11 protein-coding genes are annotated in these 13785 nt (G+C 60.1%); 1 reads left to right on the top strand and 10 read right to left on the bottom strand.

The features are described from left to right. Positions 1 to 27: 27 nt before the first annotated feature. The 5 genes from A6U87_RS13960 to A6U87_RS13940 all read right to left on the bottom strand — a co-directional run bounded on the left by A6U87_RS13960 (position 28) and on the right by A6U87_RS13940 (position 5695). Positions 28 to 879 (bottom strand): carbohydrate ABC transporter permease, encoded by an 852-nt coding sequence (locus tag A6U87_RS13960; protein WP_065691857.1) that lies wholly within the window; start codon positions 877 to 879, stop codon positions 28 to 30. Continuing rightward, on the bottom strand, positions 876 to 1811 hold the full coding sequence (locus A6U87_RS13955) for a carbohydrate ABC transporter permease (RefSeq protein WP_065691856.1): 936 nt from the start codon (positions 1809 to 1811) through the stop codon (positions 876 to 878). Before A6U87_RS13955 ends, A6U87_RS13960 begins: the two co-directional genes overlap by 4 nt. Next, positions 1804 to 2904, bottom strand: coding sequence for an ABC transporter ATP-binding protein (locus A6U87_RS13950; protein ID WP_065691855.1), 1101 nt, complete (start codon positions 2902 to 2904; stop codon positions 1804 to 1806). Before A6U87_RS13950 ends, A6U87_RS13955 begins: the two co-directional genes overlap by 8 nt. A gap of 246 nt (positions 2905 to 3150) precedes the next feature. Further along, positions 3151 to 4662, bottom strand: a complete 1512-nt coding sequence (locus A6U87_RS13945) for an alpha-N-arabinofuranosidase (RefSeq protein ID WP_065691854.1) — start codon at positions 4660 to 4662, stop codon at positions 3151 to 3153. 106 nt (positions 4663 to 4768) lie between these two features. Then, positions 4769 to 5695, bottom strand: coding sequence for a transcriptional regulator (locus tag A6U87_RS13940; RefSeq protein WP_065691853.1), 927 nt, complete (start codon positions 5693 to 5695; stop codon positions 4769 to 4771). 236 nt (positions 5696 to 5931) lie between these two features. On the opposite strand from A6U87_RS13940, the gene A6U87_RS29295 reads away from it, so the two are divergent. Further along, entirely contained in the window at positions 5932 to 6294 is a 363-nt protein-coding gene (locus tag A6U87_RS29295; protein WP_083199444.1) for a hypothetical protein, read from the top strand. A gap of 43 nt (positions 6295 to 6337) precedes the next feature. Here A6U87_RS29295 and A6U87_RS13935 read toward each other — a convergent pair whose 3' ends face one another. The 5 genes from A6U87_RS13935 to A6U87_RS13915 all read right to left on the bottom strand — a co-directional run bounded on the left by A6U87_RS13935 (position 6338) and on the right by A6U87_RS13915 (position 13756). Next, a complete protein-coding gene (locus A6U87_RS13935; protein ID WP_065691852.1) occupies positions 6338 to 7708 on the bottom strand; it encodes an alpha-glucosidase/alpha-galactosidase in 1371 nt (456 codons plus the stop codon). Positions 7709 to 7729: 21 nt separating this feature from the next. After that, complete coding sequence (locus A6U87_RS13930; RefSeq protein WP_065691851.1) at positions 7730 to 9397, bottom strand: ABC transporter ATP-binding protein; 1668 nt, start codon at positions 9395 to 9397, stop codon at positions 7730 to 7732. A 12-nt stretch (positions 9398 to 9409) separates the two neighbouring features. Next, positions 9410 to 10543 (bottom strand): ABC transporter permease, encoded by a 1134-nt coding sequence (locus A6U87_RS13925; protein ID WP_065691850.1) that lies wholly within the window; start codon positions 10541 to 10543, stop codon positions 9410 to 9412. Position 10544: 1 nt separating this feature from the next. Then, positions 10545 to 11552 carry an ABC transporter permease gene (locus A6U87_RS13920; RefSeq protein ID WP_065691849.1) on the bottom strand — a complete coding sequence of 336 codons (1008 nt, stop codon included), beginning with the start codon at positions 11550 to 11552 and terminating at the stop codon, positions 10545 to 10547. A gap of 116 nt (positions 11553 to 11668) precedes the next feature. Beyond that, positions 11669 to 13756: an ABC transporter substrate-binding protein gene (locus A6U87_RS13915; protein ID WP_065691848.1), complete on the bottom strand. Its 2088-nt coding sequence runs from the start codon at positions 13754 to 13756 to the stop codon at positions 11669 to 11671. Positions 13757 to 13785: the final 29 nt, after the last annotated feature.

Genomic DNA, 13785 nt, shown 5'->3' with positions numbered 1-13785 from the left:
GTTACATGATCACCGGGATGGCGGTCGTCAGCGCACGGCGGCGCCAGAAACTGCCGTCACGATGTATTTCTGGAAAAACAGGTAGAGAATGAGGATCGGCGCACCGGCAAAGACCGCTTGCGACATCAGGAAGCCGAGGCCTTCCGACTGTGCGAAGTTGGTCTGCGTCGAGGCGATGCCGATCGTCAGCGTGTACATTTCCTTCTTCGTGCCGGAGATCAGCGGCCAGAAGTAGTCATTCCATGCGCCCAGGAAGGTGAAGATGCCGAGCGTTGCCTGTGCCGGGATCGTCAGGGGCAGAAGCACCTTCCAGAAGATCTTGAAGCGGCTGGCGTTGTCGAGAAGCGCCGCCTCGTCGAGCTCCTTCGGGATGGCGCGGAAATACTGCGTCATCAGGAACACGCCAAACGGTGCCGACAGTCCAGGCAGAATCAGGCCGTGGTAGGTGTTGTGGAACTTCAGCCAGCTGAACAGTTGATGGCGGGCAATCAGCACCGCCTGTTCAGGCACGGCCAGGCCGAGCAGCACGATGATGAACAGCGCGTTGCGGAACGGAAAGTTCAGTCGGGCGAAGCCATAGCCTGCAAGCGAGGACAGCACGAGGGTCATGACGGTCAACCCGCCGGCGACGATGATACTGTTCAGGATCCAGCGAAAGACCGACGAGGTTGCCAGGATATTGATGTAGTTGTTGATCGTGTAAGGAGCGTGGAAGACAGCGTTCATATCCGCCATCAGTTCCTTGTTGTCCTTGAGCGAGAGCCCGATCACCCACAGGACCGGCGCCATCATGATCAGTGCGCAGAGAACCGCCAGGATAAGGATCACGCGGTCGCCGGTCGAACGGCCGACGATGTTGCCACCAGTTACAGCGCTCATCCTTCTTCTCCTTTGCGGCGCGAGATGAAGTACTGCGCCATGGCAGCAATCAGGATCAATACGAAGAGAACTTCCGAGGCTGCAGCACCGAGACCGAGGTCCCACTTGGTGAAGGCGGCTTCGTAGATGTAGAGCACGATGGGCTTGGAGACGTTGTTCGGTCCGCCGAGCGTCATCAGCTTTGCCTGGCCGAACAGCTGGAACTGCAAGACCACCTGGATGATCAACACCAGAACGAAGGTCCGGCGGATCGACGGCAGCGTGATGTACCAGAGGGTACGCCAGCGGCTGGCATTGTCGAGCGCGGCGGCTTCATAGATCTCCGCCGGCACCTGCTGGAGGGCTGAGAGGAACAGCATCATCGGCAGGCCGATGCACCACCAGACCGTGGCAATGGCGATACCGATCATCGCGAGCTTCGGATCCGACAGGAAGGCCGGCGCCGTTGCGCCGAACCATCCGTAGATGGTGGCGAGCAGACCGAAATTGCCGATGAAAACAATGCGCCAGATCAGCGTGACGATGGTGACCGACATCACCGACGAGGAGAAATAGACGGCGCGTAAAGCCGCCGCGAGCCTTGTCTTGCGGTTCAACGCGAGTGCCAGCATCAGGCCGAGGATGGCAAGTGTCGGCACAGTCAGGAAGACGAAATAGAAGGTGTTTCCGACCGCCTGAATGAAGATCTTGTCGCGGAAGAGGCGGATATAGTTGTCGATGCCGACGAACTTGCCAGCACCAAAGGCGTCTGCCTTGTGCAGGCTGAGCCACATGCCCCAGAACAACGGCACGACGAGCAGCGTGACGAAGAAGAACAGGTAGGGCGCGACGAAGAGCGCGTTGCGCCAGAGCGGTGCGTTGATGTTCTGCACCTTCTGGCGGGCCGCGGCCTTTGCGGCCGCCGCGGTGCCGGACAAGGTTGCGTCAGCCATGCGCCGGCTCCTCGTTGTGCCAGGCGCTGCCATCGGCATCGAAGAGATGGGTTCGGGTGCCATCCAGCGTCAGTGCGACTTCGTCGCCGATCGCCACGCGGCTGTTGCCGATATCCTCGGCAACGATGCTGCTGCCGTCCTTAAGGCGCGTGTAGAGAAGCGTGCGGTCGCCCAGGCGTTCGAGAACGTCGACCTTGCCGGTCGTCGTTGCGGGAACGCCGTTGGCAAGCTTCACTGCTTCGGCGCGAATGCCGAGCGAATGCGCGCCGTTCTTGATGCCGGTCGGGCGTATCGCCGTCTGCAGTTCGGTGCCGTCAGCCAGCTTCGCGCTGATGAAACCGTTGCGTTCCGAGATGCCGACGTCGAGGAAGTTCATCGTCGGCGAGCCGACGAAGGTAGCCACGAAACGGCTGGCCGGGCGGGAATAGATCTCCATCGGAGATCCGATCTGCTCGATCTTGCGGTTGTTCATGACCACGATACGGTCGGCGAGCGTCATAGCCTCGATCTGGTCGTGGGTGACGAAGATCATCGTCGACTGAACGCGATTGCGCAGCTGGGCAAGTTCGACACGCGTGCGGACACGCAGCGCGGCATCGAGGTTGGAGAGCGGCTCGTCGAACAGGAAAGCCTTCGGTTCCTTGACGATGGCACGGCCGATGGCGACGCGCTGGCGCTGGCCACCGGAGAGCTGGCCGGGCTTACGCTCGAGCAGATGACCGATCTCCAGCATGCGGGCGGCCTCGGCCACCCGGGCGGAGATCACGTCGGCGGCCACATTGATGTTGCGCAGTCCGAACGCCATGTTGTCGGCGACCGTCATGTGCGGATAGAGCGCGTAGCTCTGGAACACCATGGCGATGTCGCGCTGGCCGGGCGGCAGCGTGTCGATGCGTTCGCCATTGATGGAAATGGTGCCTTCATCGACGCTTTCGAGGCCGGCAATCATTCGTAGAAGCGTTGATTTCCCGCAGCCGGAAGGACCGAGGAAGACCATGAACTCATTGGCCTTGATCGATAGCGACAGGCCGTCGAGAATGGTCACGGCGCCGTAGCGCTTGCTGACATTGTGGATTTCAATATTGGCTGTCATCCGACCGCTCCCATGTTGCAGTCAGAATCCGAAAAGCCGATATGGACACGTGGCTGGCATATGTCGACCGGGCAGGCGCCCGCTTTTGCAAGCGGGGCCCTTTCAGTCAGTGATAGTGCCAAAACAGAAGCGCTTGCTCCCATCTCTTCCTCCCAGTGGCACGTCAAAACCGGTGCGCTGACGTTAAATCATACAATTACGATGTCAACATATCTTTGATATGTATCAGGAAGTCTGATTTAAATATCAGGCCTGCAGGCGTATCACCCGGTAGGACAGCGGCGCGATCTTTGCGCTGAGCTTTCCAGCTTCAAACGCCGCGTCGGTTGCCTTCTGCGGCACCACGTTGTCCGGCTTTTCAGCGGTGTTGGTGATGTTGAGGTCGGCGTGCGAGATGACCTGGTCATTGACGATCTTCAAGGCGCCGAACTCCAGCAGGCTGGCGTCCAGATCAAGCGTTTCGGTGCCGTGGCGGTTTACGATGAAGAACGTTACGGCCTTGGCGTCTGCGTCGTGGACGGCGGAGACGTCGAGGTAAGGCACATCGCCCAGATCATCGACCTTGTAGGTCGGGCTGTCGACGATCAGCTTCAGCGCCGTGCCGCGACCGTAGACTGAAGCGAAATAATACGGGTAGAAGATCGTCTGGCGCCATGCGGCGCCGCCAGGCGTGGTCATGATCGGGGCGATGACGTTGACCAGCTGCGCGAGGCAGGCGATCTTCACGACATCGGCGCGATTGATGAAGGTGTTGAGAATGCAGCCGACCTGCAGCACGTCTTCGAAGTTATAATCGTCTTCGAGCAGTGCCGGGGCATGTGGCCAGCCGTTGGCGCCCGCCAGCGTTGCCTTGTCGCGTTCCTTGGAGTGATACCAGACGTTCCATTCGTCAAACGAGATGTAGACGTCCTTGGTCGAGCGCTTCTTCGCCTTGACGTAATCGATGACGCCGGCAACCGTGCCGATGTAGTTGTCGAGTTCGATGCTGCGGGCGAGGTAGTTCGCCGTGTTCTTGGCGCGGTTCTCGAAGTACATGTGCAGCGAGATGTAGTCCACCTCGTTGTAGGTGTGGTCGAGAACGGTCGCTTCCCATTCCGGATAGGTCGGCATGTGGGCGTTGGACGAGCCGCAGACGACGAGTTCCAGCGAGCTGTCGAAGGCGCGCATGGCCTTGGCGGTTTCGTGGGCCAGACGGCCATATTCGTCGGCCGTCTTGTGGCCGATCTGCCAGGGGCCGTCCATCTCGTTGCCGAGGCACCACAGCTTGACGTCCCAGGGCTCGGCGCGGCCGTTGGCAATGCGCTTGTCGCTCCACTCGCTGCCGCCGGGATGGTTGACATATTCGAGGAAGTTGCGGGCTTCATCCAGGCCACGCGAGCCGAGGTTAACGGCCAGCATCATCTCGGTGTTTGCCGAGACGCACCAGTCGGCGAACTCGTGCATGCCGACCTGGTTGCTTTCGGAGGTGTGCCAGGCGAGGTCGAGGCGCGTCGGGCGGCTTTCCTTCGGGCCGATGCCGTCTTCCCAGTTGTAGGCGGAGACGAAGTTGCCGCCGGGATAGCGTACGATCGGAACATTGAGTTCCTTGACGAGATCGATCACGTCCTTGCGCATGCCGTTTTCGTCGGCGGTCGCGTGGTCGGGTTCGTAGATGCCGGTATAGACGGCGCGGCCCAGGTGCTCGATGAACGAGCCGTATAGGCGCGGATCAATGTCCGAGATCGTGTATTTGCTGTGCGCTGTAACCGCGGCCTTCATGGTTTCCTCCACTGTATCGTAGTTTGTGATGTATATCACAATTTGAGGTGAATAAACCGGAAGCCTTGGCCGTGGTCAAGGGTAAAATTCAGAAAATTGGATAGACTCACCGAGTCTTGATACGCAGCAGGATATCCTGGTCGTAATTGCCGAAGCCGCGGCCGAAAATGTTGATCCCGCCGGGATGCTTGGCATCGTCGCGCACGCCGATCCGCAGGCGAATTGAATGGTGTTCGTCGAGCTTGAGATCGGCGAGCGTCACATCCGAGATCCGCAATCCGTCGACGAAGGCACCGTCTTCATTGATGCGGAAACTCTTCAGCTTGCCGTATTGAGACCCCTTCAGTTTCCACCAATCCGGCGTGAAAACCCCGCGCTTGTCGCCGAAATCGCCCGGAGACGTCCAGGTTCCGATGTCGGCACCATTCACAGTCAGGGTGATGTCGGAGGGCCAGTCGGCACTGGTGCCGGGCACCTCCGAGCTCAGTTCCATGACGAATTCGACTTCGCGAATCCGGGTGTTGGTCAGCCGCGCATTGTTCGGGAACTGGTACTCTACATGGCCGCGCGTGAACCAGATCAGCGCCGTTTTCATGCGGTCCGGATCAAGGAACGTATTGGGGACGTCAAGCAGGCCGATGATGCCATCGACTGAACAGAGCCCGCACGGTGCCGTCACATCGAAGCTTGTATAGAGGCCGAGCGGCATCGCCACCTCGATGGCATCCGGTTCGGTTTCCTTGATTTCATTCTTGAAGACGACGAGAATCTCGTCATAGACGCTATGGCAGACCTTCTGGTTGCCCTTGCGCGCCTTCTGCGTCTCGGTACGGATCAGCCCCGCCTCCTCCAGCATCTGCACGTTTGTCGAGACACTCGACTGCGGCAGCTCAAGGATTTCAGCGATTTCGTTGACGTTGAGCGGGCCCTTCTCGTGCAGCAACTTCAGCACGGATACCCTTGCCGGCGATGCAAGCCCCTTCAGGATTGGCATGCCCTCTTCGGGATCAACGACAAGAAAATTACGGCTCATAGGGTTCCGATCAGGCGGGATGAGAATGCGTATCCATGTTCTATATCAATATATTGGATTTAATCAATCGGCTGCTTGCCAAACCTGATGCAAACAAAGCTTAGCCATGTTGATGAACTTACCCGCCCGGGTTCCTCGCGCATGGTTGCTTCCAACGGTTCGCCGTTTATCCTAGCAAGGCGCGTCTTGCCGTCTCGTGGCCAAACGCGTTTGAACGCAATGTGGGATCGTCGATTTTGAAAGCTGCCTTCCGCGCGACGTTAATTTCCTTTGCCGCACTTCTGCCGACGATGGCTTCCGGCCAGGAAGGCTGGAGTTCCGATGGCAGGGGAACGAGCTCCTGGCACGTCTCACCGTCGCCGGGTCAATGCAATGTCAGCCAGGCGAGAAATCTCGCCAGACGTGCCGGAATCTACCGCACCGACGTTGTCTTTCAGGATGAGAACGTCGTTACCCTTCGAGGCATGACGGACGGAGGAGACCGCCGTGAGATAAGCTTCGCCAATGTTCGCGGTTGCCCCGAAGTCGGCTTCAATGATGTCGTGCCGGGGGCTGTTGATACGCTGGGAAACCCTCTCGGTAGGAAAGTCCCGCGGTAGAACCGCGGGACTTCTTGAGGTCCCTGACCGGGAGAGAGAGTGGTCAGGCGGCCTGAACTTTGCGGGACGTTCGGGCCCATTCAGGCAGCCAGTCGCCGTGGGCGGCAAGCAGTTCGTCCGTCATCGCCCAGATCTGATCGAGGTCGAGTTCGGCGGCCGTATGCGGGTCCATCATCGCGGCGTGGTAGATGTGCTCGCGATTTTCCGTCATCAGTGCCTGAACCGTCAGCTCCTGCACGTTGATGTTGGTGCGGATCAGCGCCGTCAGCTGCGGCGGCAGGTCGCCGATGAAGGTCGGCTGGATGCCTGACGCATCAACCAGGCAGGGAACCTCGGCTGCGCAATTGTCAGGCAGCGAGGTGATGCAGCCATTGTTGCGGACGTTGCCGTAGATGACGGAGGGTTCGCCCGTCCAAACGGAGTTGATGATCGAGGAAGCGTATTCCTTCGACTGCGCGACTTCGATCTTGTCAGCCGACTTGTAAGCTTCCGCCTGTCCCTTCCAACGGGCGATCTGCTCGATGCAGCGCTTGGGGTATTCGTCGAGCGGGATGCCGAACTTCTCGATCAGGTCCTCGCGGCCCTCCTTGATGAAATAGGGCGTGTACTCGGCGAAGTGCTCGGAGCTCTCGGTGACGAAATAGCCGAGGCGCGTCAACATTTCGTAGCGTACCTTGTTCGGGCAGCGTGGGTTCCAGCCCGGCTTCGGAGCGCGACCTTCACGGTAGGCGCGCACGAGATCCGGATAGAGGTTCTTGTAGGAACCGTCTGCCTGGCGATGCTCGAACTTCAGATAGAAGGCCATGTGGTTGATGCCGGCCGAGCGGTAGCGGATTTCCTCGTAGGGAATGTCGAGGTCGTGGGCCAGTTCCATCGCGGTGCCCTGCACCGAGTGGCAAAGACCAACCTGCTTGATCGTCGGGTATTTCTCCGAGATCGCCCAGGTGTTGATCGCCATCGGGTTGACGTATTGCAGCATGATCGCCTCGGGGCAAACCGCGAGCATGTCCTCGCAGATCTTCCAGAGATGCGGAACCGTACGCAGGCCGCGCATGATGCCGCCGACGCCGAGCGTGTCGGCGATCGTCTGGCGCAGGCCGAACTTCTTCGGGATCTCGAAGTCGGTTACCGTGCAGGGCTCATAGCCGCCGATCTGGAAGGCGACGACGACGAAGTCGGCGCCGGTGAGCGCCTTGCGCTGGTCCGAATAAGTCTCGGCCTTGGCCTTGACGCCAAGCGTCGAGATCAGCTTGTTGACGACGATGGCGCTTTCTTCCAGCCGCTGCGGGTTGATGTCCATCAGGGCGATGGTGGCGCCTGACAGCGCCGGGCGCTGCAGCACGTCGCCGATGATGTTCTTCATGAAGACGGTGGAGCCTGCACCGATAAACGTGATCTTGGGATTTCTTGCCATTATAACCTCCGGCATGTGCAATCAGGCTACCTCGAAAGCGGCTTTGACGAGCCGTTCCGTGTAGGCGGTCTTGGGATTGGTGAGAACTTCGTTGACGGGTCCCTCTTCCATGATCTTGCCATGCTGCATGACAATCACCCGGTGGCAGAGGGCACGCACGACCTTGAGATCGTGCGAAATGAAGAGATAGCTGAGACCCCGCTCGTCCTGCAGCTTGCGCAGCAGTTCGATGATCTGGGCCTGAACCGAGAGATCGAGCGCCGACGTCGGCTCGTCGAGCAGGATGAATTCCGGCTCGAGCGCGATGGCGCGGGCAATGGCGATACGCTGGCGTTGGCCACCTGAGAACTCGTGCGGAAAGCGCGAGAGAATATTGCCCGGCATGCCTGCTGCGATCAGCGCCTCGCGGACGCGGTCGAGGCGCTCGGCCTTGGTCGCGCCGAGCTTGTTGACCACAAGGCCTTCCTCGATGATCTGGCCGATCGTCATACGCGGGTTGAGCGAGGAGAACGGGTCCTGGAACACGATCTGCATGCGCGAGCGCAGCGGCCGCATTTCGGCACGTGACTTGCCATGGATCGGTTGACCATCAAAGAAGATCTCGCCGCTGTCCGGTTCGTTCAGCCTGACAAGCGCCTGGCCGAAGGTCGTCTTGCCCGACCCGGATTCGCCGACGAGGCCGAGTGTTTCATGCCGCCTGAGTGTCAGGTTCAACCGGTTGACGGCGATGAGCTCCTTCAGCTCCGGCTTGAAGAACCCGCCATGACGCATCATGAACGAGACACGTACGTCCTTGGCATCGAGAATGACGTCCGAGCCCTCGGGCAGCGGATTGGCCTGACCGCGCGGCTCCGAACCCAGCAGATGCTTGGTGTAGGCGTGCTGCGGATTGGCGAACAGGTTCTCGGTGGTGTTGTGCTCGCGCATCTCGCCATGCTGCATGACATAGACGTAGTCAGAGAACTGGCGCACGACCGTCAGATCGTGGGTGATCAGGATCACCGCCATCCGCAATTCCTTCTGCAGGTTGCGGATGAGGTTCAGGATCTGCGCCTGCACCGTCACGTCGAGAGCGGTTGTCGGTTCGTCGGCAATCAGCACATCGGGATCGTTGGCGAGCGCCATGGCGATCATCACGCGCTGGCGCTGACCTCCGGAGAGCTGATGCGGATATTGGCGGAGCCGGGCTTCTGGATCCGGGATCTGAACGTGTTGCAACAGCTCTAGCGCCCGGGCTTCCGCCTGCTTCTTGCTCATCTTGCGATGCACGCGGATCGCCTCGACGATCTGGCTGCCGATCGTATAGATCGGATTGAGCGAGCTCATCGGTTCCTGGAAGATCATCGAGATGCGGTCGCCGCGAAGCTTGCGGCGGTCGCGCTCGGAGAACTTCAGGATATTTGCGCCGTCGTAGGTCACAGTGGATTTCGGGGACACCACGGCGCGCTTGGAGAGCAGTCCCATGACGGTGCGTGCGGTGACCGACTTTCCGGAACCGGATTCGCCGACGATCGCGATCGTTTCTCCGCGATAGAGCTGGAAGGAGATGTCCTTCACAGCCTCGACGGTGCCATGCTCTACCTTGAAGTTGACGGCGACGTTGCGCGCGTCGATGACGGGATTTTCCGACCGGCCCTCATGATCGAGGCGTACAGGCGGGGCGAAGGAGTTGACGAGAGCAAGAGCCATCTTGGAGCCTCCTCAATAGGGATCGACTGCATCGCGCAAACCGTCACCCAGCGCGTTGAACGCGAAGACTGTGACAAGCACGAAGCCGACGGGCGCCAGAATCCAGGGATAGGTGCCGATGACGGAATAGTTTGCGGTATCCTGAAGCATCAGACCCCAGGAGATCAGCGGTGGCTTCACGGCAAAGCCCAGGAAGCCGAGGAAGGATTCCAGCAGCACGACGCTTGGGATATGTAGCGTGACGGCGACGATCACGTGGCTCATCACGTTCGGGAAGATGTGCTGGAAGATGATCCGCCGGTCGGTGGCGCCGACGGCCATTGCCGCTCTGACATAGTCGATGCGAGCGAGCGCCAGCGTCTTGCCACGAACTTCGCGCGACATCTGCGCCCAGCCGAGTGCGGACATGACGATAATGACGAAGCCGAGAAAGACATTGGTCGGTGCCGTCACAGGGATCAGCGACGTCAGCGCCAGATAAAGCGGCAGCTGTGGGAAGGCGAGCACCACTTCGACGAAGCGCTGCACCCAGGTGTCGAAGGCGCCGCCGAAATAGCCGGACACCATGCCGACCGTGGTCCCGATCACGGTGACGATGAAGACGACGGTAAGCGCGATCGTCAACGAAATCCGTGAGCCGACGATGGCGCGCGACAGCACGTCCCGGCCGAACTTGTCGGTACCGAGGAAATGCACCGGCTGGCCAGTGGTCGAGCCGAAGAAATGCCGATCCATCGGAATGAGGCCGAGGAGCTTGTATTCCGCCCCCTTCACGAAGAAGCCGAGGAGGTTCGGATTGTCGTAATCCGGGCCGACGATCGGCTGGAAGGTGACGGGGTCGAGTTCTTCGGACTCAGCCAGTCCATAGACCCGTGGCTGGAAGACGAAATTGCCGTCCTTGTCGTGGAAGCTCATCATCTGCGGAGGGGCAAAGCCGACATCCGTTGCCTTTGGATCCATCGGGGCGAAAAACTCCGCGAAGATCGCCATTATCAGGAGCATGGCAACCAGCACGAGGCCGATGGTGCCCGTCCACGAGCGTCTCAGGCGGCGCCAGACCAGCGCCATGTAGCTTTCATTGCCGTGCGGCACGGCCTTGACGGTTTCTTCGTGCGGCGGTGGGGGAGCGGAATCGAAAGCGAGCATGTCAGGCTCCTCCGTACGTACGGACGCGAGGGTCCAGCATGGCAAGCAGCATGTCGGCGATGATGTTGCCGACGATGAGCGTGGCGGACAGGACCATCATGAAGGTGGCCGTCACATAGACGTCGCCGATCGCCATGGAGCCGACGATTGCGGGTCCGACCGTTGGGAGGGAAAAGATGATGGCAGTCTCGATCTCGCCGGTCAGCATGTAGGGAAGAACGACGCCCTGGTACATGACAAGCGGATGGAGTGCGTTCGGCACGGCATGGCGCATGACGACCGCGCCGCCCGAAAGGCCTTTTGCCCGCGCCGTCTCGACGTACTGGGCGTTCAGCGTATCGAGCAGGTTTCCGCGCATCACACGCATGTTGTAGGCGAGCCCGCCGAAAGTCGCGATGGCGACAACCGGCCAGACATGGCTGACGAGGTCGACGAATTTGGCCCAGGACCACGGCGCCCCGCCATATTGCGGCGAGAAGAAGCTGCCGATTTCCGAGACGTTGAACTGGAAAACGAGGAGGTAGACGATGATCAGCGCCATCAGGAAGCGCGGCACCGTCATGCCGAGGAAAGAGATGCCCGAAAGCAGGCTGTCGATCCAGGAATACTGGCGGGTTGCAGCCCAGATGCCGAAGCTGATGCCGAGCACGGATGCCAGGATGTGGCAGACCAACGCCAGCGCAAGCGTGCGCGGCAGGCGCTCGGCGACCACATCGGCCACCGGCTTGTTGTAGAACATGCTGTAGCCGAAATCGCCTTGCGTCAGGATGCCCTTGATCCAGTTGAAGTACTGGATGACCATCGGTTGATCGAGACCGTGGGCGACGCGATATGCTTGGGCCTGCGCATCGGCGGCCGCGAAGGAGGCTCCACTCTGATTGATCAGCTGCGAACGGATGTAATCGGCATAATCGCCGGGCGGTGCCTGGATGATCGCGAAGGTCACGATGCTGAGGATAATCAGGACCGGAATCGCGGAGGCTATGCGCACGAGCAGGAATCGGAACATCTGACGGTTCGCTTCTCATTGCGGCCAGTCGCGCGGTGTCCCTGTGCGGCTGGCTAGTTGATCTTGGCCGGCCGCGCATCACACGCGACCGGTATCTTTCGTTGGGAGGAGAACGCTTAGTTGATCGGACCCTTGTCGCCAGGCTTGCCGGGCAGCTGTTCTGGGAACAGTTCGTACTTGCCCTGCTTGTCAGCAGCCACCCACAGACGTTCGCGGATGACGGAGTCTTCAGCCCAGTTGAACATGAAGATCGGAGTTCCGGCCGGCACGTTCGAGAAGCGCTTGTTGATGATCAGCGCACCCGGATATTCCGTGAGGCCGACCGTATCGACATTCTCGGTCGCGACCTTCTGATACTGCTTCATCAGGTCGACGCGCTCGTTGTTGTCCTGGCTGGTCTGGAACTTCGTGACGATGTCCACCAGCTTTTCTTCATAGGGCATCAGGTCAAGTTTGCCGTCCTTGCCGGCGCGATGCTGCCAGCTCGTGCGGGGACCGACAGGTGCAAGCTGTTCGGTATTCTGCACGACGGAAGCAAGTTCCGGTGAGCTGCGCTGGATCAGCCAGTCGAAACGGCCCGCATAGTGGGCATCGTCACGCTTGGGGCCGTCCAGGGCATTGAGGATGACCTTGATGCCGAGCTTTTCCATCTGACCGATGACGCCTTCTGCAAGGCTCTTGTCGGTCGCGTAGCCGTTGTTGACGAGAAGAACGATTTCGACGTTCTTGCCGCCTTCGGTGCCGGCCGGGAAGTTCACGAAGCCGTCGCCGTCGGTATCCTTGAGGCCTGCCTTGGCGAGCAATGCCTTGGCGCCCTTCAGGTCGAACGGGTAGTAGACCACCGAGTTACGATCGTAGAAGCTCGTGCCCGAAGACAGGCCGCCCGGATAGATCGCGGTGAATGGACCCTTGACGAGTGACTCGCCGATGGCCTTGCGGTCGAGACCCATGGTGACTGCCTTGCGGAAGTCCTCATTGCGGTTCAGTTCGCGAACAGCCTGGCCACGTGCGTCAGGATCGCCCCAGCCATTGGCCGAGAGGTTCATGCGCAGGTTGTAACCGATCAGGCGCGGGCCGAAGGCAAGGCGTGCCGGTGCCGTCTTTTCGGCGGCGCGCTTCAGCGACGCCACGAAGTTTTCCGGCTGCTCCAGGTTGGAAATGTCGCCGGAACCGGCAACGGCTTGCACGTCTCGGTCGGCCCATGTGGAGAGCTTGTAGTGCAGTTCGTTGAGGTAAGGCAGCTGGTTGCCCTTCTCGTCGACCTTCCAGTAGTAGGGGTTGCGGCGCATGACGATGATGTCGTCAGGACGGTATTCGACCGGCACCCAGGCACCCATGACCGGCATGTTCATGAATTCCGGCGGGAAGGCATTCTTGAACTGGTCGTAGGTGTTCTTCGAATACTTCGGATGTTGCGGCTTCAGGATGTGAGACGGACCCGGGCAGAAGCTCGGATAGGACATCGTGTAGAGATACTGCTTCGGGAAGGCTTCCTTGAAGGTCCATTCGACCGTGTAGTCGTCGATCTTCTTCAGTGTGGTTCCCTCGCCGAAGGCTTCCGGCGATGCGCCGCCACCGAGCGGCGAGACGTTCGGATCGATGACCTCGTCGTCCCAGTAGAACATGATGTCGTCAGCGTTGAAGGCGACGCCATCCGACCACTTCGCGCCTTCGACGAGGTGCATGGTCAGCTTATGGCCATCAGCAGACCATTCCCAGCTCTTGGCGAGGTTCGGAAGCGGCTCGGTGTCCTTGGCTTCGACCTGGAAGAGCGGCGCGGTGCGCGTCAGGCATTCGGAGAGGCCGATGTCGATGCCGCCCCAGCCCTGAGTCTGGCCAGCGCCGTAGTTCCAGCCTTCCGGCCGACCGCCGATGACGTGGCGAAGCGTGTCCCCATAGACACCGATGCCGTCGACCATATTGTCGGTCTTGAAGACGAGTGGTTCCTTGGGGAGGCGATCCTTGACGGGCGGCAGCTTGCCGGTGTCGACGAAGTTCTTCTTCACCCAATCCGGTTCGTTATACGACGGAAGCGCCTTGAACTCTTCGATCGAATCTCTCGATACGTATTTGATCTTGCCTTCCGCCGGGAATTGCGGCGGAACGGGCGGTGCCGTCGGCTCGGAGGCGTAGGCGCTCAAAGCCGAGACCGAGACGCTCAGCGCCAGTCCGGCAAGAATGCCAAGGTTGCGGTAATTTCTCATCGTCTCTCCCTCTTGTTTCGAGGCGCTTG

This window comes from Rhizobium sp. AC44/96, assembly GCF_001692185.1.
In the GTDB taxonomy this organism is placed as follows: Bacteria; Pseudomonadota; Alphaproteobacteria; order Rhizobiales; family Rhizobiaceae; genus Rhizobium.
Note: the sequence above shows the minus strand (reverse complement) of the source record. Positions and strands in the feature narration are given on the sequence as shown.

Bases quoted from the DNA above. Each gene is read 5' to 3' on its own strand.
- A6U87_RS13960 (WP_065691857.1), bottom strand. From the start codon at position 879: ATGAGCGCTGTAACTGGTGGCAACATCGTCGGCCGTTCGACCGGCGAC.
- A6U87_RS13955 (WP_065691856.1), bottom strand. From the start codon at position 1,811: ATGGCTGACGCAACCTTGTCCGGCACCGCGGCGGCCGCAAAGGCCGCG.
- A6U87_RS13940 (WP_065691853.1), bottom strand. From the start codon at position 5,695: ATGAGCCGTAATTTTCTTGTCGTTGATCCCGAAGAGGGCATGCCAATC.
- A6U87_RS13930 (WP_065691851.1), bottom strand. From the start codon at position 9,397: ATGGCTCTTGCTCTCGTCAACTCCTTCGCCCCGCCTGTACGCCTCGAT.
- A6U87_RS13925 (WP_065691850.1), bottom strand. From the start codon at position 10,543: ATGCTCGCTTTCGATTCCGCTCCCCCACCGCCGCACGAAGAAACCGTC.
- A6U87_RS13935 (WP_065691852.1), bottom strand. From the start codon at position 7,708: ATGGCAAGAAATCCCAAGATCACGTTTATCGGTGCAGGCTCCACCGTC.
- A6U87_RS13920 (WP_065691849.1), bottom strand. From the start codon at position 11,552: ATGTTCCGATTCCTGCTCGTGCGCATAGCCTCCGCGATTCCGGTCCTG.
- A6U87_RS13915 (WP_065691848.1), bottom strand. From the start codon at position 13,756: ATGAGAAATTACCGCAACCTTGGCATTCTTGCCGGACTGGCGCTGAGC.
- A6U87_RS13950 (WP_065691855.1), bottom strand. From the start codon at position 2,904: ATGACAGCCAATATTGAAATCCACAATGTCAGCAAGCGCTACGGCGCC.
- A6U87_RS13945 (WP_065691854.1), bottom strand. From the start codon at position 4,662: ATGAAGGCCGCGGTTACAGCGCACAGCAAATACACGATCTCGGACATT.